General features: G+C 35.8%; 19 protein-coding genes. 17 read left to right on the forward strand and 2 right to left on the reverse strand.

The features are described 5' to 3' along the window. Positions 1-84: 84 nt before the first annotated feature. Both ASG22_RS12540 and ASG22_RS12545 read left to right on the forward strand, forming a co-directional pair. A complete protein-coding gene (locus ASG22_RS12540; protein WP_055984963.1) occupies positions 85-3,003 on the forward strand; it encodes a SusC/RagA family TonB-linked outer membrane protein in 2,919 nt (972 codons plus the stop codon). A 10-nt stretch (positions 3,004-3,013) separates the two neighbouring features. Further along, positions 3,014-4,552: a RagB/SusD family nutrient uptake outer membrane protein gene (locus ASG22_RS12545; protein ID WP_055984966.1), complete on the forward strand. Its 1,539-nt coding sequence runs from the start codon at positions 3,014-3,016 to the stop codon at positions 4,550-4,552. 93 nt (positions 4,553-4,645) lie between these two features. Here ASG22_RS12545 and ASG22_RS12550 read toward each other — a convergent pair whose 3' ends face one another. Together ASG22_RS12550 and ASG22_RS12555 are read right to left on the reverse strand one after the other, a co-directional pair. Beyond that, complete coding sequence (locus ASG22_RS12550; RefSeq protein WP_055984967.1) at positions 4,646-7,117, reverse strand: AAA family ATPase; 2,472 nt, start codon at positions 7,115-7,117, stop codon at positions 4,646-4,648. Between the two features lie 19 nt (positions 7,118-7,136). Next, positions 7,137-8,201, reverse strand: coding sequence for a PKD domain-containing protein (locus ASG22_RS12555; protein ID WP_055984970.1), 1,065 nt, complete (start codon positions 8,199-8,201; stop codon positions 7,137-7,139). Positions 8,202-8,324: 123 nt separating this feature from the next. Here ASG22_RS12555 and ASG22_RS12560 point away from each other — a divergent pair, with 123 nt between their 5' ends. From ASG22_RS12560 to ASG22_RS12630, 15 genes are read left to right on the forward strand one after another with little or no spacing between them, the layout of a single operon-like run. Beyond that, complete coding sequence (locus tag ASG22_RS12560) at positions 8,325-8,978, forward strand: C40 family peptidase (RefSeq protein ID WP_055984972.1); 654 nt, start codon at positions 8,325-8,327, stop codon at positions 8,976-8,978. Between the two features lie 2 nt (positions 8,979-8,980). Further along, on the forward strand, positions 8,981-9,916 hold the full coding sequence (locus ASG22_RS12565) for a type VI secretion system baseplate subunit TssG (protein ID WP_055984974.1): 936 nt from the start codon (positions 8,981-8,983) through the stop codon (positions 9,914-9,916). Then, the gene (locus ASG22_RS12570) at positions 9,913-10,908 is read left to right on the forward strand and encodes a TssN family type VI secretion system protein (RefSeq protein WP_055984977.1); all 996 of its coding nucleotides are present in this window, start codon (positions 9,913-9,915) and stop codon (positions 10,906-10,908) included. Before ASG22_RS12565 ends, ASG22_RS12570 begins: the two co-directional genes overlap by 4 nt. 8 nt (positions 10,909-10,916) lie before the next feature. Beyond that, positions 10,917-11,960, forward strand: coding sequence for a hypothetical protein (locus ASG22_RS12575; RefSeq protein ID WP_055984980.1), 1,044 nt, complete (start codon positions 10,917-10,919; stop codon positions 11,958-11,960). A gap of 22 nt (positions 11,961-11,982) precedes the next feature. Continuing rightward, positions 11,983-12,468 (forward strand): DUF4280 domain-containing protein, encoded by a 486-nt coding sequence (locus tag ASG22_RS12580; RefSeq protein ID WP_055986817.1) that lies wholly within the window; start codon positions 11,983-11,985, stop codon positions 12,466-12,468. 10 nt (positions 12,469-12,478) lie between these two features. After that, positions 12,479-14,833, forward strand: a complete 2,355-nt coding sequence (locus ASG22_RS12585; protein ID WP_055984983.1) for a phospholipase effector Tle1 domain-containing protein — start codon at positions 12,479-12,481, stop codon at positions 14,831-14,833. Next, complete coding sequence (locus ASG22_RS12590; protein WP_082505008.1) at positions 14,823-15,881, forward strand: DUF2931 family protein; 1,059 nt, start codon at positions 14,823-14,825, stop codon at positions 15,879-15,881. Before ASG22_RS12585 ends, ASG22_RS12590 begins: the two co-directional genes overlap by 11 nt. Before the next feature lie 23 nt (positions 15,882-15,904). After that, positions 15,905-16,969 (forward strand): DUF2931 family protein, encoded by a 1,065-nt coding sequence (locus tag ASG22_RS12595; protein ID WP_082505009.1) that lies wholly within the window; start codon positions 15,905-15,907, stop codon positions 16,967-16,969. Positions 16,970-17,001: 32 nt separating this feature from the next. After that, positions 17,002-18,162 (forward strand): hypothetical protein, encoded by a 1,161-nt coding sequence (locus tag ASG22_RS12600; RefSeq protein ID WP_055984994.1) that lies wholly within the window; start codon positions 17,002-17,004, stop codon positions 18,160-18,162. Between the two features lie 26 nt (positions 18,163-18,188). After that, on the forward strand, positions 18,189-18,701 hold the full coding sequence (tssO, locus tag ASG22_RS12605) for a type VI secretion system TssO (RefSeq protein WP_055984997.1): 513 nt from the start codon (positions 18,189-18,191) through the stop codon (positions 18,699-18,701). A gap of 7 nt (positions 18,702-18,708) precedes the next feature. Further along, on the forward strand, positions 18,709-19,275 hold the full coding sequence (locus tag ASG22_RS12610; RefSeq protein ID WP_055985000.1) for a hypothetical protein: 567 nt from the start codon (positions 18,709-18,711) through the stop codon (positions 19,273-19,275). Then, entirely contained in the window at positions 19,272-19,964 is a 693-nt protein-coding gene (locus tag ASG22_RS12615) for a hypothetical protein (protein WP_055985003.1), read from the forward strand. The genes ASG22_RS12610 and ASG22_RS12615 overlap by 4 nt, the downstream gene beginning before the upstream one ends. A 31-nt stretch (positions 19,965-19,995) precedes the next feature. After that, positions 19,996-20,424 (forward strand): GPW/gp25 family protein, encoded by a 429-nt coding sequence (locus ASG22_RS12620; protein WP_055985006.1) that lies wholly within the window; start codon positions 19,996-19,998, stop codon positions 20,422-20,424. Between the two features lie 9 nt (positions 20,425-20,433). Further along, positions 20,434-21,489, forward strand: a complete 1,056-nt coding sequence (locus ASG22_RS12625) for a LysM peptidoglycan-binding domain-containing protein (RefSeq protein WP_055985009.1) — start codon at positions 20,434-20,436, stop codon at positions 21,487-21,489. Between the two features lie 15 nt (positions 21,490-21,504). Further along, on the forward strand, positions 21,505-21,984 hold the full coding sequence (locus tag ASG22_RS12630) for a DUF4280 domain-containing protein (RefSeq protein ID WP_055985012.1): 480 nt from the start codon (positions 21,505-21,507) through the stop codon (positions 21,982-21,984). The last annotated feature ends 10 nt before the right edge of the window (positions 21,985-21,994 follow it).

The following is a 21,994-nucleotide window of genomic DNA, read 5'->3' on the forward strand; positions in this document are numbered from 1 at the left end:
GAAATATCATGTATTTCAAGATTTAACTTTTCTCTTATTTAATTTCATGAAAGTATATAACAATTAATAATCACGAATCAAGGAATGAAGAAATCTATAGTAACACTAGGTATTCTGTTAAGTACCGCAGGTTTTATCTTCGCACAGGAAAAACAATCGACCGGTACACCCAAGAAGCAGGACAGTACGAAAATCAATAATAAAACTAAAGATATTGAGGAAGTAGTGATTATTGCCTACGGTACGCAGAAAAAAGGAGAGGTTACAGGTGCTGTCGGTAAAGTAAATACGTCAACTTTCAAAGATCGTCCTATTGCCAGAGTTGATCAGGCATTAACTGGTCAGATTGCGGGGGTTAAAACCCGTGCAACTTCAGGAAAGCCGGGAGAGCCATTAGAAATCAGAGTTCGTGGTACCGCTTCCATTTCGGCAAGTAATTCGCCTCTTTATGTAGTTGATGGGATGGTAGTGGATGATATGGCGAACATTTCTCCGGATGATGTGCAATCGATTGACGTGCTTAAAGACGCTGCTTCTACGGCGATGTACGGATCCCGAGGTTCAAACGGAGTTGTTATTGTTACCACTAAAAAAGGAGCTTCAGGTAAACCGTCTTTCAGTTTTTCACAATATTATGGAGTTCAGACTATCGAGAAGAAACTTGATATCATGACCAGTTCAGAGTGGATTGATTTTGCAACTGAAGCAATCAATAAAAGATGGACAGCTTTAGCCCCTGGAAATTTAGCTTCAGACAGTTATGAGAAAAGAGCGCAATATTTTAATTTGGCCAATACTACAGACTATAATCTGGCCAACATCCAATACATGGTTGACCCACGATGGGGAACTGATAAGGTAAAGTATATCGACTGGCAAGACGAATTCTATCGTCCGGCTGCCATTCAGAATTATCAGCTTGCCGTAAGAGGGGGTGGTAAAGGAATAAAATATGCCATCTCAGGAGCTTATTTTGATCAGGAAGGTTTGGCGATTAATACAGGTTTCAACAGATTTAATCTAAGTGCAGCCATTGATGTAAATCTTTCAGATAAATTAAAAGCAGGAATTACTTTACGACCAAGTTACTCGAAAAGTTATGGAGCTACTGTTGATGGAAAAGACAATACTGCTCACAAAATGTTATCGATGGTTCCTGTTGCCGAGCTGGGCGCAGGCGTTTATACCAATTTCTGGAACAACTTACAATACAGATGGGCAGGTTCTACTCAAAGTCCGATTGGGTTAATGGAAAACACAACCAATGATACTAACGAATTTAGATTATTATCAAGTTTGTATGTCTCTTATGATATTTTACCGGGTTTAAATTTTAAATTATCAGGAGGGGCAACCAATAACTTTAATACAAACACAGGTTATACACCAACGTTTAATTTAATTAACAACGTTCCGGGTCAGGTAAGTATAGGAAGCAGAAGAACGGTAAACTACAACAGGTATTTAGGGGAGGGTTTATTAAGCTACAGAAAATCTTTCGGAAGTCATGAATTGGATGCTATCGCAGGATACAGCGCAGAAAATTACAGAACAACAACTCAGTACAACAGAAACAGAGGTTTCCCTAACGATGATTTAAAGACATTCAACTTCAACCAGTCGGTAGCTGTTTTAAATTCTGAATATACCGCTTCAGAGTGGATGCTGGTTTCCATGTTCGGGCGTGTAAACTACAATTATAAAGGTAAGTATATGCTTTCTGCGAGTATTCGTAGAGACGGGTCTTCAAGATTTGGCTGGAACAACCTTTGGGGAACTTTTGCCGCATTTGGCGGAGGCTGGAAAATCGACAAGGAAGAATTTTTACAAAATCAAACCTGGCTGAGCAACCTGAAACTGAGATACAGCTGGGGAGAAAACGGAAACAATTCTATCGGGGAATACAGAGCATTCGGAACACTCACAGGAGGTAACTACTCATTTGGAGGGGCAGTTTCTACAGGTTTAGTTCCTAATACAATTGAAAACCCAGATCTTACCTGGGAAAAAACAAAATCTTCTGATTTCGGTTTGGAAGTAGGTTTGTTTAAAAGAATCGATTTGACTGCAGATTATTATATCAAAAATACCAAAGACCTTCTTCTTCAGGAACCTATTGCCTCAGTTAGCGGATATAACACGATATGGAGGAATGTAGGTTCTGTACGAAATACAGGTTTGGAATTAGATTTAAGTACAAGAAACTTAGTGGGCGCATTCAAATGGAATACTTCTGCCAACATCGCATTTAATAATAACAAAGTTACGAAGTTAGGAAATAACAATAAGCCGATTCCGGCAGGTTTCAGCGATCTTACCAATATTATCCAGGTGGGTGAGGAGCTGAATTCTTTCTATCTTTATGAAGCAACGGGGGTACTTTCGAGTGCTGACATCGCTAATGCAGGTGTGGCAAAAACAGTAGGAGCTATTGCAGGTGACGTTAAATATAGAGACGTAAATGGGGATGGTAAAATTGATGAGAACGACCGTCATATCATCGGTGGTCCAACTCCAGATTATTACTGGGGCTTTACCAATACATTCTCTTATAAAAATTTCGATTTGTCGGTGTTTTTCCAGGGGCAGAAAGGAGGCTATAGCTATGCGTTGCTAGGTAGAGCAATCGACCGTACGAGTATGGGAACTACCCAAAATGTGATGGGGAACTGGGCAAACCGTTGGCGTTCTGATGCGGATCCGGGAGATGGAAAAACACCTAGACTGGATGGTACTACAGGAGGTTTGTTAGATACAAGATGGCTGTATGATGCTACTTATATTCAGTTGAAAAACATTACGCTTGGGTATAGTTTCGATAAAGAACTTACTGAAAAACTCAAAATTTCAAACCTCAGACTCTATGTGAGTTTAGAAAATGTCTGGAGAAAAGATCACTATTATGGTGGCTACAACCCCGAATCTGTACAATCGGACGGTACCGATTACGGAGCATATCCTAATGCAAAAGTCTATATGATGGGCTTAAACTTTAACTTCTAATTTTATTATAATGAAAACAATACAAATTAAAAATAAATTTCTTTTACCATTGAATTTTAAAACTTTAGGCAAGGCTCTGATTTTTGGTGCACTTACGATGGGTGCCGTGAGCTGTGAAAAAGACCTAATGCTTGAGCCGGAGAATAATATCACACAAACTTCTTTTTACACTACAGAACTGCAGATTCAACAGGCGGTTTCCGGAGTGTATTCTGCGATGATCAATGCTTCCTCAAGAGGTGGTTATGATGTGAATTTCTACCTTTTAGCATCAGAGGTTCGTTCGAATAACTTCAACGCCATTTCTCAAAATGGAAACAGAGATTATTTTGCGATCAACCGTTTTCAGGATACTTCTTCAACCGAAGAGATGTCAATTCTTTGGGATGATGCGTATCAATTGGTGAGCTATGCCAACAATATTTTGGCAAGAATCGACGAGGTTCCTTTTGCAGACAATGCAACGAAAGAGCAGTACCGTGCAGAAACTAAATTTTTAAGAGCTTACGCTTATTTTGAATTAATGCGAATGTTCGGAAAAGTTCCTTTAATCGATCATCCGATGACTCCGACAGAAGCGGCTGCAGTTCCCAGAACTAATCTTCAAACCTTGTATGATTTTATCACATCAGAAATTGAAGCATCTGTTGCAGGGCTGAAAAATACCTATGATGCAAAAAATAAAGGAAGAATTACCAAATCAGCGGCTCATGCCATGCTGGGTAGAATGTATCTTACAGGATATGGATATCCTTTGAATAACAGTTCTTACCTTACCAAAGCCAAAGACCATTTATTTGCGGTTATTCAGGTGGAAGGTCAGTATGTAACCTTTGCACCAAATTATGCAGATCTTTTCAAAAGTGCTAATGACAATAAGTATCATCTTTTTGAAATCCAGCATATCAGCGGAGGGGTCTCTCAGGGATCTTACTTACCAAGTTATGTATCTCCGAACTTTGGGGTAAGTGATCCTCTTTACAATTCACAGAGCAGTCTTTATAGTTCTTCGGAGCTGGGAGTTTCAACGTCACTTCTCAATGCCTATGAAACAGGTGATTTAAGAAAAAACCTTACTGTAAAAACTTCATTTATTGCAGCAAATGGTCAGCCGGATAATGCTAATTATTTTATTAAATTCCGTGAGCCGGGACTGGTAGTCAGTAACCGTTATGATTGGCCAATCAATTTCCCGATTATTCGTTATGCTGATGTGCTTTTAATGTACGCAGAAGTTTTAAATAATCAAGGAAGTACAGCTATCGCCGTTCCTTATCTGAACAGAATCCGTCAGAGAGCAGGTCTTACCGCCCTTCCAACATCAATGACGGCTGCAGATTTTACGACTGCTTTAAGAAGAGAAAGAAGATCAGAATTTGCCGGAGAAGGTGTTTACTGGCATGATCTGGTAAGATGGAATACCGGCGTAAGTGTAATCAACGCGGCTGCTGCTGCAAACAACTATAATTTTACAATTACCACCAACGATTATTTATATCAGATTCCGCTGAACCAGGTTCAGATAGCGGGATATGAACAAAATCCTTAAAATATTTTTAGTTTTTTTATACATACTTAGTAAATTGGAATCCCCAAGCGTAAGCGAGGGGATTTTTTTGTCAAATATTTATCTATTATAAAATTACATTTTCTTCCAAATCAGTTCCTGATCAACAATGGAAACTTCAATATCATCACCATCTTTAAATTCTCCGGAAACAATTTTTTTAGCCAAAGGTCTTCTTAATCTTCCTCTGATAACACCTTTCAGCGGTCTTGCTCCATATTTTATATCATATCCTTCTGTCGATAAAAATTCTTTTGCTTCCTGAGTGATACTCAAATTGATATTTAACCCTTTCGCTAAATCCAGCAATTCTTTTTTCAGGTGAATTTCAAATATTTTCAGTGCATTATTTTTACTGATCGGTGCAAACGGAATAGTTTCTGTCAATCTTCCTAAAAATTCTGGTCTGAAAAAACGGCTCATCATTTCCAGTAATTTGGAAGATTGTGGAATTTCACCATTTCCGAAAGATTCGACAATAAATTCGGAACCGATATTTGAAGTGAACAAAATAATAGCATTGGAAAAATCCCCTTCTTTACCTAATCGGTCATGCAGTTTTCCTTCATCCATAATTTGTAAAAAAACATCGAAAACAGAGGTATGCGCTTTTTCAATTTCATCAAAAAGAACAATAGAATAAGGCTTTTGTCTGATCTTATTCACCAAAAGTCCACCTTCTTCATAACCCACATATCCCGGAGGCGCTCCATACAATAACGCTGCGGAATGTTCTTCTTTAAACTCGGACATATCGAAACGGATAATGGCATTTTCATCCTGAAATAAAAATTCCGCCAAAGATTTTGCTAACTCTGTTTTTCCGGTTCCAGTTGGTCCCAAAAAGAAAAAAGAACCGATGGGCTGCCCGGCTTTACTCAATCCCGAACGGGTTTCCAACACAGCTTCCGAAACAATGGTGATGGCATGATCCTGCCCGACAACTCTTTTAGCCAAAACCCCTTCCATTTCGTTAAGTCTTTGTTTTTCTTCTTCTTTAAGTTTCCCTATTGGAATATTAGTTTTTTGAGAAATGATTAATGCTAAATCAAAATCGGTGATATGAGTTCTTTTTTCCTGTGCGATTTTCTCCGTTTTTTCGATAAGATTTCTTGCATAGGTTAAAAGAAGATCGCTGTTTTCAAATTCGGGAATTTCATTTTCTTCCTGAATAGTATCTGCTGTACTGATGAGGTATTTTGTTTTTTCAACCAAATCTTTCAATAACCAGTCTGAATGCATTTTTCTTTCATTTTCAAAATAATTATTTATATTATCTTCAAGATGAATGATTCTCGTTACCAAATGATTTCTTTCCTTTAAAAAAGATTCGCCAGCCGTTTTTAAAACTGACATCGTGTGATCAATCAAATCAATAGCAGAAGCGGGAAGGCTTTTTTCCTTCATATATCGTTGGGAAAGTCTTATGGCTTCTTTCATCGTTTGATCATCGATACTGATTTTATGATGAACTTGATAATCTTCTAATGTCTGCTTCAACATTCTGAAATGAATTTCGTCGGTGCTTTCCTCCAGCTTCAGAAGCTCAAACATTCCTGCAAGCCCCTGTTCTTTTTCAATTTTTTTGGTGTATTCTTCTATCGTTGAAGTTGCGATTAAGGTAAGACCATTGGATAATTCACTCTTTAACAAATTAATAATTACCGAATCTGAACCGTGACTTCCGAATAATGAATGAAATTCTTCAATAATCAGGACTGATTTGGGAATCGCTTTCATTTCCTGTGCAATATTTTTGATGCGGTCTTCAATTTCTCCCTTGTAAGATGCACCTGCAATCAGTGCTCCCATATCAAGCTCAAAAATCTCCAAACCACTCAATATATCTGGAATTTGTTTGAGTAAGACTTTTTGCACAAAACCTTCTATCAATGCAGTTTTGCCAACACCATTATCTCCTATAATAAGAACATTTTGCTTGCTGTAACGGCATAAAATCTCCGTAATTTTATTAATCTCTGTATCTCTTCCGACAAGCAGTTCTTTCCTGTTTTTTTTCTTGACTTTATCTTTCGTATTGATACAATATTTCTGAGTAAATCCTTTACTTGATTTTTTTATAGGTTCGGCGGTGCCTGTCATATTTTCTTCTCCAAAAACGGAAATCTCTTTTAATAATTCATTTCGAGTTACCGGAAATGTTTTCATCTGATCAAAACTGAAAGCTACACCCGGCGAGCTTATGGCCGTCATTATCGCAAAGAGAGAGATTTCCTGTTCGTCCAAAATTTCTCTTATCTGCTCTGCTTCAGCAAAAATTTCATCAATAACCTCATCGAGTTCACAGGAATATCTGTTGGGTGATTTCGGTAATTCTTCGATACGCACTTCCGCCCATTCTTCCAGGTAAAAAACATCGACGCCGAGATTTTCCAAATGTTTTAGCAGTGATAAATCTCTGTTAAGCATTGCTTTCAATAAGTGAGCTCCCGTATAATAGGCGTTAAGGTTTTCTCTTCCTATTTTCTGTGCAATAGTAAGGGCTTTGGTTACCTCCGGGCTGTAAGTAATTTCTTCTTGATTCATCGTAATGTGTTTTGTGTTTTTATTCTTTGATCCAAATCATCAGTTTTTTTACTTTATACTGAATGTTTAGATTTTGAATACAGTTTTTCTGGTCTTTATTAATTCTCAATGCCGTAATCTTGATTTTTTTACCGGCAATCGATTGACAGAACTGATCAAAAGGCATCAGTTTTTTATCATTAACAACTACAGGAATATCATATTTTCCACACAGATAGTCTTTGAAATCATCTTTTGTTTTGAGCTGTGCAGCAACCTGGTTAAGCAGCAGTTGAAACTGTTCATTAGAGATTTCCGGTGCTTTATTTTCAGCAGCTACAGAATCTTTTTTCGACTTGGATTTCGGAGATACCGGAATATACTGTAACATATCTACCAGCGGATCTTTCTGGGCGCTTCCAACAGGAAGAGAAAAAACCGAATGTGGTCTTTCGAATTCATAAGATTTCATGTCGATTTTCTGTTTTGCAGTAATGGTTTTGGGTGCTACATAAATCGTTTTAATGGCAGTATGTTCCACATCACCATTCACAATAAGTGTAATTTTTTTCTCACCTACAGATTTAAATTTATAGGAAGGATTTTTTTCAAGGGCATCGGTTCCTCCGTTTTCTCCGAAACTCCATTCCCACGATTCTCCGTTTTCCTTTTCGGCGTCGAAGCTTACTGATTGTCCTACAGTTACAACATTCGGGCTTAAAATTGTCGGTAAATATCCTGTCTGTTGGCTGATACTGGAAATGGTAATCAGTTTTTCATGGACGCAATTGCCGTTTATTTTTAAAGTAACGATATAGTCTCCCGGCTTTTGATATTTGTGAAATGTTCTCTGCCTTATATCTCTAGCTGTACTGTCTCCAAAATCCCATTCCCAGGACTTTGCGCCTTCAGTATTATCATAATATTCTACAACACGGTTTGTCATAAACTCATCAGAATGGATAATGAATTTCGCATTTTCGCAATCTACATGACGCGTGTATTGGTATGAAAGGACGATGAGACTTAGTAAAAAAAGAATTCCCAGGCTTACGTAAACCTTGGGATCAGTATTCGAAAATAGATTAATCTTAGTTTTTTTCATTAGGCATTTGTGTTCGTCGCAAATATATTTATGATTTTTTTTATAACCAAATTTTTTTTTCAAATAAAAGTGATTTTCCTATTAATTTTTTTTATACATTTGCAATAAACACAAACATATCTGATGAATCTCCCTCATTGGCAATCCTTTATATGGATAGCAATTCTATTTTTTTCGGTTTCCTTAATTTCATGTGGAAGTAAAAAATACATTCAGGAAATTCCCTATAATTTTTCATCTGAGCCGTATACTAATGCTGCAAACGGAGTAAAAGAGAACGTAGACTCAAAATATTCTGTCATTGATGATAATGTTGATAAACTAAACGATGAAGAGCTTCATATTAAGGAAAAATACTCCATTATTATGGAAGTTATGCCTAAGGAAGTTACCCATTATAAATTCTACGCCTACATCGACCGTTGGATAGGAACTCCTTACAAAAAACAGACATTAGAAGAAAAAGTTGGGGTAGACTGCTCTTACTTTGTACAATCTTTATACAGCGATGTATATGGAGAAACCTTTCAGAAAACACCTGATGGAATTTTCCGTTCAAAATCTATACAGCTCTTTACCGGAAGAACCTTTTTAAAAGAAGGTGATATTTTATTTTTCAGATATGATAAAATGCATCCGATTTCTGATGTTGGTATTTATCTTAATAATGACAGAATATTGGCTTGTACGGCTAATGGATTGAATATATACAATTTTAATGATGAATATTTTCAGCTCAGATTCGTTGCTGCAGGAAGATTAAAACCTAAAAACTGATCATGGAAAAACTTAATAATATTGCTAAGCAGATTACTTCGCTGAAACATGATATCAGAGCCGAGGTAATCGTCAATAATCTGCTTAAAAATAAGGATATTGATGAATCTCAGTATGTGATTTTCAAGCAGGGACAATTTTCGAGAGCTTTTCGGTATGATGTGCTAAATTCGAGTGTTACCGATTATGATCTCGATGCTACACAGATTTTGAAAATAGAACTTTCGCGTGACGGTTTCTACGATATGCTTCCGGAGAATATCACCCACGCTGCCCGAAACGATTCGTCTGAAAAAGAGGTCGAAACGATGATCAAAGAACATAAGATCCAGAAACAGCAGCAGAAAAATGCACGGCTTTTCTTTCAGCCTTTTGAAAATGAAATATTCAGCTATGGAGTTGCTGTAGAAAGTTTTGAACAGGATTTTTTATCAGATCTGAATGCTTTTTTGGTGCCGGATATGTTTTATGACTTTTGGGGAATCGGTAAAGATCTTCCACAACTTTTGGTTTCAAAATTTATCAGAATTCTTCCGTATGCTTACAAAATTGTTGGTGATATTGAGCAAGCCTGCCGCATACTTTCTTCATTAATAGAAGAAAAAGTAAGTACAACAAATAAAGCTTACCAGAAATATCTTAATGAAGATCAAAGCATATTGTTGGGTGAGGCTAGGTTGGGATTGGAGTTAATTACTGGAAATAGCTATGACGACTATTCAAGTCATTACAATTTACAGATCGGTCCTTTAAAAAACTCTCATTTTTCGGAATATATTCATGAAGGAGCCATGAAGAAGTTCGTAGATCTTTTTTATGAATATTTTTTTCCTATCGAAGTAGAAATAGAAACTACCATTTTGCTGGCTGAGGAAAAAGAAAATTTTGAAATGGATATACACACTCATTCAATATTAGGATATAATACACGTATATGATGCAATTGAAAAAATATTTTATCAATCTTTTTGACCCGAAAATACTGGCGGCAATCCTTATTTTTCTTGCTGCGAGTATCATTCTTACGATGATTTTTTCCCAAAAAGTTCCGGATTTTAAACAGAAATATAAAGGTAAATTTTATACGTATGTATTTTCGGTTGCTTTTGTCTATTCCATTATTGCATTTTTGGGATACAACAAGCTTTTTCAGGATAATAATTTGTATGAATTTATTTTCTATCAGCTATCTTCTCTGGTAATCGGGATCATTCATTGTTCGGTGTACAGAACGTATTTCAAAAAATTCGGGACGAGAAAGAATGGTACAGAATATTTATTTGCCTTACTAACAGTAGTGTATTCTACGATTCCTTTTATCCTCATTTTTACTTTTCTGAATGGAATTGATTTCTCATTTTTAATGTTAGGACATTTCTTAGTTTTCTTTATTCCGACATTTTTGAATGATACTTTCAACAGAGCCATGGCAATTCCTCCCAAAATATATAAAACATGGCAGTTTCCGGAGAATTATAAACAGCTTGCAGGAGTAAGTGATGAAGAAATGAGGGATCTGGTAGTGTTTACTTTCCTTATGGATAAAGACCGTCATGCCAAAAAATATAGTGTTTATCGTGCAAAAGGACCTACGAGAGTAGACTTTGGAAGGCTTTTTTACAATTTTGTTGTAGATTATAATGAAAGACATTCTGAAGATCAGATTGAAATAGAAGGAGCAAACGGTCTTTACAGCTGGGTGTTCTTTCTACAACCGAAATGGTATGAGGCTACCAAATATATCGATCCGGATTACACACTTTATATGAACGGAATTGAAGAAAACAGTGTTATTTTTTGTATGAGGACCAATCAAATAGAAAGTGAAGGAGGTGTAGACAGAATACCTGATTTTGAATATAATAAAGAGAAAGATAATAATCGTGTAAAAAATGAAGAAGCACCTGTGCAGGGGATTAGTCAGGAATAATTAATGTAATGGAAAAACCAGCTTTTGTAAGAATACCGAAAGGAAGTACTTTGGATGAGATGTCTCGGCTTTTTGAAGTGGATAAAGATTACCTTAAACGGCATCATAATATTTATTGCGAATATAATGATCTTATAGAAAAGGAGTTTCCCAAACATCTGGTAAAGCTTTTTGTACCGACTAAAAACAAAGAGTATGAAACTTCTTTAATATCAGGAGGTGAAATGATAATATTTTTTCCTGAGGATATTTTGGTAAAAAACAAACTGTTTCATAAAAAATATGGCATCAGGCAGATCCTGCATGAAAACGGAACAGAGAAAACTAAAATGTCTTTTATGATGGAGGTTGAAAAAGTGGCAAAATCCGGATACAGTATAGTAAGGAATAATATTTACATCAATAACAGAGCGCCCGATCTTGTGACAGAGCAGATGGTAGAAAAGGTTGGCAATATATTTTTTCCTTTAGAAGTAGAAACCTTGGAAAATGGTAATTTAAAGCAAATAACCAATATTGATGAAATAAGAAAGAGGTGGAAAATTCTGCAGTCTGAAATATCAAAATATTATCAGGGCAGAACAGCAGAAAAAATAATAGAAACTATAAATGATGAGCTTGCAGATAAAAATATGATACAGAACCGTATCCTTGGAAGCTTGTTTTATCGACTGTATTTTCTTCCGTTTCGAGATTATATATCTGATCAGGAAAATGAATTTGATCTGTATCTGCCCTTATTTCCTTTTAAGAATAAAGTGAAATATCAGGTTATGATGTCTAAAAAGCCAGTATTCTCTGAAACAGGAAAAATGATTTTAGAAATTAAAGGAAAATTGACAGATATCAGGAATTTTAATGAAATGGTAAATGGAACCAAAGCATTGGAACCAGAAGAAGATAGAATTATACAATGTGATGGAAGTATCAACGCTTTATATCAATTCAACAAAGAAGATGGTTCTGTTTTTTCGTTAGAAGCAGAAATTATCTTAACGAATGATGATAACAGTAAAAGCAGAAAAATAATTTTTGAATTATATCAACAGTAAAAGAAAATCAAGTAATAATACCATGAGCAAAAAACATCTTGTCTGTCAGGGAGCAACCTGTAAATGTAACTTCGGGACAACACCCGATAAGCTAAAGGTACTTACCCAAAGTAAACGCTACATCAATGATAAAGATGGTAGCAAGAAATTAATGGCGACAGACAAAGATATAAGCAAAACATTTGAAAAAAATACTTTTGGGAGTTGTGCCAAAATGAATAATAACCCCTGTCAGGCAATAGTTACCAAATGGAGCGGATTTTATGATAAGATTACTGTTGACGATAATGGAGGAAAAGCACTATTGGAAGACAGTAAAGCGACTTGCCCGATCGGAGGAAAGGACTGTATTGTTATTATAGATCATGGGCAGGTATGTGAAGTTTCTTCCCAGAATTTAAAAAACGCTGATCCTGAGGTATTGGTGGAGATCTGTCCGTTTTTCGATTTTACATCCGAAGAAGGAAAAGATCCTTATGCGGGAGACGATACTTACGTTACTTTATAAGATATAGAATATGAAGATATTAGGAGATATAAGACCGATTACCAATCATGCTACATCATATACGATGGTTACTAATGCAGGTGCAGCTGTAAAAGTTAACCAATGGGCGGTATATCATAAAAATAGTTTATTAACAGAAAATAATAAAGGTGTTTTTACATTCGGTATTAATACGGCTAATCTTACCCTAAAATTAGTAGCCAAAGTAAGAGACCCAAAAACAGATAAGCTTGCAGATTTTCATATTGAAATAAAACCTTTGGCAGGGAAACTTAAAATTGTGGATCTCTATTGGCAGGATATAAATGGCGATAAAATACAGGATCGGGAAGTTGCCTATCTGGACAAGGTGACCCTGGTGGTAAAAACCCAGAATATTCCCCAGGGTGACACCCTGAAAATCACCATCTACGAAGATGAATATGAAGACGGGCACGGCGACAGCTCCCGCAATATGGGAGAATACCATACCAAAGGTGTTACAAAAAACGGCTACGCATTTCTGGAGCTAAACAACATGAGCCTTTTCCAGAAAAAGCTTAATAAGATGGATTATGTAGACGAAGGCACTCACGAGTTTTATGCTAAGGTATATTACTATTATGATAAAATAAATGAAATAAGAGATAAGATACAGTTGAAGGTAAAGAATATTATGCAACAGATGGTGCAGCCTTATTCTGGTAACAAACCTGTAGTAATAGGTAAAGTAGACAGCATCCAAAAGTCTAAAAATCCTCTGAACTTTACTTTTGGAGTGTTTATAGACGGTACTCTGAACAATATGTACAATACCGAGATGAAGCAGAAGATGGATAGTTTGGAACCTGCAAAAAAAGGAGAAGCTCTAAAAGAAGCTCCTAAAAATACGAATGGACTTAACAGGAATATTAAGTCCTATGAGTTTAAAGAAATTTATAAGGATCATGGTGATCCGAAGTATGGTGAAAGCAGCTATGAAAATGACCTCTCTAATCCTGCTATTCTGTTTAAAAATTATACTGCAGATTTTAAATCCGTTTTTAAAATATATACAGAAGGCGTAGGAACTCACAGTGCTCCGAAAGAGCAGGGAGGAACTCTCCAAATAGGAGATTATAAAGGAGATGACATGATGGAAGGACCTGCCTTTGGGATGGGTGATGCCGGGATAAAGGGTAAGGTAAAGAAAAGTATTGGTGATGTGGTAAAAGCACTACAAACTAAGGTTGATAAAAGTAAACAGTATATTGATACCATTACCTTTGATGTTTTCGGTTTCAGCCGTGGTGCTGCGGCGGCAAGACATTTTGTACATGTTGTTACCCATCTTCCGTATAATCCTAAAGTAAGCTATGGTAAAGACGGAACTCCCTCTGTATGGGATTTACAGGGCTACTCGGTTCCTGCCTCTTATGCAAAAATCTCCATGCCGCACTTCGGTGTGCTTGGACAGTTGCTGCAGGACGCAGGATTGCTGGATACACAGACTAAAGTACATGTAAGATTTGTGGGAATCTACGATACCGTACCTCATCATGGCGGTCGTCAGTCTAATGATGTTAAAGATCTTGGGCTGGATGATGTGAACAAAGCCGACTATGTGGTGCACATGGTGGCAGCGGATGAGTACCGTGCCTATTTTGACCTTGTGGACATTTCGTCCGTAGCCAAAGTTTCTCCAAATAGCAAGAAAAAAGGGGGAATAGAACTCATTTATCCCGGTGTGCATTGCGATGTAGGAGGTGCGTATTCAGAAGGTGATGGTAATCATCCCTACAGGATCAACGTCTCTCGTAGCACAGAGGATCTGGAAATAGAGAAAAAAGAATTTGTAAAACAGGGCTGGTTCAGAGAAGAAGAACTTTCCATACGCTTCTACACCTCCGGGATTATCCTGGCGGGGGCAATTGCCGGAAATTTTTACCGACTGGAAGGATATAAAGAAAAGATAAGCAATCAGTACAGCTATATACCACTTCATATTATGGCACAATTCTGCACGATGAAAAGTACGCCAATTAATAAAACTAAATTAAGAGAATTTAAAGATTTCAAAGAAAATTGGATTACTGGTAATAAGACGTTTCTTCAAAAAATAAGAGATATACTTTGGAATTACAGTTTTAATGGAGGACCAGCTTTGGTTTATCATGAAGAAAAACTTAAACCAATAACAGATCCTGTTACGGGCAAGTTAGATGATAAAAATATACAGTATAATACACAGGAGAAACTCAAAAACTATAATATCAAACGTTTGCGCTATCATTATCTTCATTGGAACGCTACTTACGGATCTCCTAAGGAAGCGGTTGGAACCTTTCTTTCAGGAAAAAATCATCCTAATATGATAAACGGTAAAAGAAAACGCAATGTACACTAAACTAAAATGGCTCTGCATCTTTATGATATTCTGGATGCAGGCATGCGATAAACAGAACAGAATGGAGAAACAGGAAAAAACAGATTATGGTTATAATGTAACCGTTACTGCTCCCAAAGAATATCCAGTGGAGGTACATGAAGGCTGGCTAATGGATGATAAAAAACAGTTCATATGCGCCATGCCGAAAGCAGGAAGTACAACGGGGAGTTGGGGATATGATGGAGCGGAAGCCGGGCAGGCAGGAAATAAAATTCCCTATCATCTGAACCTGACCTATGTGGCCTATGCAGAAAAGAAATTTTATACGGTAGATGCAGATCTTCCTATGGAAAAAATCTTAGAAGAGTTCAGTAAAGGGTTTAGCATTGAGGGAGATCCTGATGAAAATAAAATACAACATATTGAACACGGAACGTATAATACCTTTACCATAGGAGCAGCTCCGGGAGGGGTAATCGTAGTGTTTTTATCTGCAGGGCATCATCGTGTAGAGATATGCAGGCTGCAGGCAAAAGAGGTGTTTGTAGACAGAAATAATTTCTACGATAATCCCCATGCAAGAACTCAACAAGGATTCTTTGATACTATGTTTGAAATTGCTGTTCCTAAAACTATCCAAGAAAGCATAAAAGAAAAAGGTATTCCATATGGATTATGGGATAAATATCGTGAAAAATTTAGATACCGTTTCGTGTTTAAACCGTATGACGGAAAAGATAAATTTACTTTTGAGTCGCACCGTTATTTCAACGGAGAGACAAATCTTTTCTACCCGCAGGATTTAGATAAAAACGAATATATTACGGCTGCAATCCCATATAATGTCAATCTGTCTTTTACTCAATACAATACTGAGATTACTTTTGATGATCAGGAAATGTTAAAAGTTTTCGGAGATTTTAAAAAATCAGATCCGGAGAAGCCTTTGGACATCATTATAAAGCCAACATTTGAATATAACGATATGAAAATTTCTGTAAAATGTGGAGATAAAGAAATTCCTTTACAGAAATATAAGGTAGAAGGAGTCTGGAGTAATAATTAGTGTTGATTTAAAATGAAAACTCAATGTACACTAAACTAAAATGGCTCTGCATCCTTATGATATTCTGGATGCAGGCATGCGATAAACGGAACAGAATGGAGAAACAGGAAAAAACAGATTATGGTTATAACGTAACCGTTACTGCTCCCAAAGAATATCCGGTTGAAGTGCATGAAGGCTGGCTGATGGATGATAAAAAACAGTTTATCTGCGCTATGCCGAAAGCAGGAAGTACAACGGGGAGTTGGGGATATGATGGAGCTGAGGCCGGACAGGGAGGAAATAAAATTCCTTATCATCTGAACCTGACTTATGTGGCCTATGCAGAAAAGAAATTTTATACGGTAGATGCCGATCTACCTGCGGACAAGATTCTGGAAGAGTTCAGGAAAGGGTTTATGGTACAGGGGAACACTTTGCAGGAAAACAATATGTATAATCTGGTATATGGAACTTATGACGTCCTTACGGTAGGTGCAGCTCCTGGAGGTGTTATCGTGGTTTGGCTCTCAGGGAACCATAACCGTGTGGAGATATGCAGATTGCAGGCAAAAGAAGTTTTTGTAGACAGAGATGATTTCTATGATAATCCTCATGCGAGAACTCAGCAAGGATTTTTTGATACAATGTTTGAGATTCAATTACCCCAGGATGCTCAGAAAAGCATTAAAGAAAAAGGTATCCCTTTCGGCTTATGGGATAAGTACCGTGAGAAGTTTAAGTATCGTTTTATTTTTAAACCGTATGATGAGAAGGATGTTATAGTAACCAATGATATTAGATATTATAATGGAGAACAGAGATTTTATCTCCAACCGGAAGAGATTACCAAAAAAAATTATATAGAAGCTGGAATTCCTTATAGTACCGAACCTATGTTCAAGGTTTATAATACAAAAATTACTTTTGATGATACAGAAATGTTAAAAGTTTTCGGAGATTTTAAAAAATCAGATCCGGAGAAGCCTTTCGACATCATTATAAAACCAACATTTGAATATAATGATATGAAAGTTTCTGTAAAATGTGGGGATAAAGAAATTCCTTTACAGAAATATAAGGTAGAAGGAGTCTGGAGTAATAATTAATACTTATAAAATTAAATAAAAAATAAAACCAAATGATAGAAAAACTAAATCACTTCCCGGTAAACTGGATAGACGGGATGAAAATCAATAAAAATCATTTTGCAGATGTTCAGAATTTTGTGAGCGATTCAGCGAGAGATGCTGTGGGAATTCATACTTCAATGATTAATTATGGATTATTGCCTATAAACGATTCGATAAAACTGAGTCTTATTATTGACAATCATAAATTACTCAGAATAAAAGTAGATGAATGTCATGCAATTACCCCGAACGGATCAAGAATTGATATCGGAAGTGGTACTTCTGAAGCTATTAATCTATCAATTCCATATCCTGAAGCAGTATATGAAATAAAAGACAATGAAAGTATGGTTTTAATGGCATGTCTTTCTGTTAATCATTTTAAAAGAACGCCTTTTGGAGAGCCTGATCCTGAAGAAAATCCGCCGAGATATCCGTATACCCAGCCGGAATATTCTTTAACGCTCGTTCCTGAAAAAGAAATAAAAAATATTTTAGGTTTTGGAACGGGTTATCTTACAATAGGTAAAATATTGGTGAATATTGGAGAATCGAGAATTGATGAAAATTATATTCCGCCATGTGTAAGCGTTTCAAGCTCTCAAAAATTACAGGATTTGTATTCGGAAATTGATCGTTTTTATGGTCAGATTGAATTGTATGCAGTACAGATCGAACAAAAAATTCATGTAAAAAAACAGACTAATTCATTAGCTTTAATGATGGGTTCGTTGGCAGACAGAACCCTGAATTATCTTGGTCATGAGATCAATAGATTCAGATGGCTTTCTCCACACACCACGCCCGCAAATATGCTATTATCGGTAGTATCGATGGCAAGAGTACTAAAAAACTTTATCGATGCACGATCCGGAGCAGGAAAAGAAGAGTTGCTGAATTATTTTGCGGAATGGTGCAACGTAAGCCAGGGACATTTTGAAACTATTTTTTCTGAGGTTATTAATTCCGATTACAATCATAATCATATGGATCTTACCATAGCCAAAGTGCATACCTTTATGAAAACCCTTGAAGATCTGTATTCCGTATTGAACAGGCTTGATTATATAGGTAAAAAACGTGACGGAAGTATTTTCGTTTCAGAGAATACAGATGACAGAGATTCAGTAATTCATGCTAAAAGAAGCAGAACTTTCCTTGCAGATTAATCTAAATTAAAAACACAATATTATTTATGGAGGTCCTTAATAGAAAAGAACGGTCAAGAGCTTTTTCATTTTTTATCCTGTTTTTCATTATTACAGTCATTGTTTTACTGGTTGCCGTGTTTTTTAATGCATATTTCCCATTCAAAGAAAACAGTTTATTGAAAGCTGAAAATGCCAAAATGAAAAAAGAGATGGAAACGCAGGATAAATTCTCCTTTCAACTGGAAAAAGTAAAGGCGGCGGTAGATTCAATCGGTGTTCCGGGGCAGAATGATTTTTTTAATGAAAAGTTATCCTTATCCATTCTAGCTGATATGTACAAACAGCTTCCTAAAGATACGCTGAAGAATAAAATCATGTACAACAATACAATTATGACATTCAAAGATCTTGTGGATGCCAAGAAACAGATAAAACAACTGTCGGGAAATCAGATGACAATGGATAGTTTGAGTACAATTAATAAAACTTTGAAAGCAGAATATGATAAGGTAAGAACAGATCTTGATGTTTGCCGACAATTGTATCAAGCTCAATAATTTGACAATGAAAAGTCCAATATTTATCCTGATTATTTTCCTTTTTGGAATGCCGACTGTACATGCTCAGGAACAGCCGACAGCAGACAGTCTTGCATTTCCAAGCTTTGATTGTGGTATTGTACAGAACAAACAGAAACTGGATAAAAAATCATTTGCCAGTACCCCGGCGTTGTACCTTAGAGTAAATAACAGCGATTACATCTACGCCACATTACAGCTTGGAAAAAGAAAGAATAATCTCTTTATGTACATACAGATTCTGGATAAAAATGTGTGTGTGAAAAAAGATGAGGTTTTAGATATTTTCTTTAAAACAGGAGAAGTAATCACCTATAAAAATGGTTTTCCGCTGAATTGCGATGGTTTTTTTGCGAAACAGCTCAGTAAAAAAGAGTGGGAAAAGCTGAGGTTGAACGATATTGAGCTGATAAAATTATATACCTATAAAAAGAATTATGAATTGTATGTAAGTGAAGTTCAGAATATTGATATTGATAATCAGCTGGATTGTCTGTCTGCCTACAAAATTAAAAAAACAGACGAAGTAAAAATTAAAAAAGAAAAACAATGAGTCCACTTCCTGAACTTAATCTTTCTTTTGGAATGAATACGAAAAGTTCTTCTTCAGATGATGAAAAAGAGAATATTGTGGTACGAACCGATTCCGGATTTCGTAAGCACACCATATCAATGATTATTTCTGATCAGGAAGTTGGAAAAGTTTTGTTGAAAATCAATAAAAAAGAGATAGAAGTCCCGACTTATAAATTGACCATTACTGATGATAAAACCAATGAAACAGAAGCCTATCAGGTAACACGGGATACCCTACACTTTGTAAAGTCGACAACAAAAAAAAGTTTTCTTTCATTTTTAGGAATTAAAAGGTTCGACAAAACTTCTTTTTTATATGAAAATATTGCGTATGAACCTCTTCATGAAAGTGTTGAAAAATTCGATATTTCAAGGCACAGAAGTTTGACGCAGGATAAACTGAGTTATCAGCTTTCCAGGAACGGACAAAATATAATGCTTTATTCCGGTGATATGAATGAGTTTAAAAAAGCAGAAAATATTTCCCAATATTTTATAATTGTGGATAATAATGAGGGTAAAAGTTTTATCGGAGATATTGTATACAGAGAAAAATTTTTGAAACTGACACCCAAAGTAGGACTGCAGATTATCAGAAGAAATAAAGTGGCAAAGAGTTTTGAATATGATGAGAAGGGTAATATTAAGAGATTAATTTATTTATAAAAATATTTTTCAACATAAAACACAACATAATATGAAAGGAATATATTACAAAATACCCATGGATTTCGGAACAGTTATCCGTAAAAAAGATGCTGATAAAATTTCTATAGACAGTTCTATAAGCCAGCAGATATTTCTTATCTCGACTACGGCTTTAGGTGAATGCAAGTTTAATGAAACCTTCGGAACCGAAATCTGGGAGATGGATTTTGACCTTCTCAAAACCGACAACAGCCTAAAAGAATTTATTGTAAACTCAATGAAAAAGGCAATTGTAATGCATGAAAAAAGATTGCTGCTGGAAGATGTTGAGGTTTCGGTAAAAGATCATAATCTGGGAACATTTGGAAAACGGAGAATGAAAAAAAGAGTAATAATGTCAGTAAAAGGACAGGTCTTGGAAACCAACAGACCTTTTCTTTTTCAGAATTCCTTTTTTGTGGGGCCGCTTTCTTATTAACATTATTTAATGGAAATTTATTTAAAAACACATATTGTACAAAAAGATGAAACGTTGGAAAGCATTGTTTCAAAGTATAATATTTCTGATGTTGAAATGCTACGGTATTTCCATAACCAGAATGCTCCGAAAGATCAGAATCATTTGGGAAGAAAGGTTGATAGAGGTCAGGAAATTTTTATTCCTTCAAAATTAGATATTGAAAAAATTCTCTCAGAAAGAAAAGAAAAAGAAATACAGCAATCTCTTGCTCTGAAAAATAAATTATTGACTCCGGATATTTATGCAGTAAAGCAGAATTATAGAGTAAAAATAAAATATTCATCAGTTAATCACTCTGAAAATGTAGAAGAGTTGGAATTTAATGCAAATATTAAATATTTGAAAGCAACGGATGAAAATCTTCCGATCTTACAATATAGAAAAGAAAATTATCGGATTAACGGTGAGTTTTCATCCTCTAAATTGTATGATTTGGCATTATACGGGACAGAATTTCTATTTCCATTAGAGTTTTCTTTACATCCTGAAACATTTAAGCCTTACAACATAACCAATATAAAAGAGTTAAAATCCAGATGGATTAAGAAAAAGGAGCAGGCTCAAAAAATGTATAAGGATGTTTATGCTTCCAGATACTTAAAAACTATAGATGAAGCTATAAATGAAGGAGTGAGTAAATATTTAATGAATGATTTTTTCACACAGTTTCTGTTTGCACCTTACACAAATTTTGTTGACGGACAAGCCGTTACAGAAAGGTTTTTCCACACTTACAGGATTGCTTATCAGGATGTGATGGATATGGAAATTCAGGATGATCTTATAACGATTCATCAAAATGCTTACTGTATCGATCTGCGGACGCCACAGCAGATTCTTGCAAAGTGGCGTCCCGATGAAGTAGAAGAGAAAAATGGTGATGATTTGTTAGAATCTGATATTTCAGGAACCTACCGCCTGAATAAAAGGAATAAAATTTTACAGAATGCAAATATAAAAATCAGCACTCTGTTTTATGATGAAAAAGAAATAATAGAAATAGAGATTGACGGAATATCTTAACTTAAAACACAAAAGATGTCTAAAGAATACGAAAACAAACATTTTATCATCCAAAAAGGAAAAGCTATTTGTGATAAAGGCACTCAGTTTCCCAATTTTAAGGTGACAAGTCATCAGAAACATTACTGGAATAACGAAAAAGACAGTGCAGATTATCTTGCCGTTACGGAGGATGATGTACAGTTTAATCCGCCCGCAGTACCGTTTGGAAATTGTACACTTAAAAATAACCAGCCTTGTAGTTTTACAGCTACAGGAAAATGGAATAAAATATATGATAAAGTAAAAGTATTGGGTAAAAGCTGTTTGACGGAAATTTCAGAGCTTCAGTGTGTGGTGGGCGGAAAAATAAAAGTGATGGAACATGGGCAGCAAGCTGAACTTAACAAACAAAACTTTAAAAATAGTAATACAATTATTCACAATCAGATTAATCCACTGGTAGATCTGGATGAATTTGTGGAGGATCTGGAAGGCGATGATTTATATTCTTAACAAATAAACA

It is taken from the genome of Chryseobacterium sp. Leaf405, from assembly GCF_001425355.1.
In the GTDB taxonomy this organism is placed as follows: domain Bacteria; phylum Bacteroidota; class Bacteroidia; order Flavobacteriales; family Weeksellaceae; genus Chryseobacterium.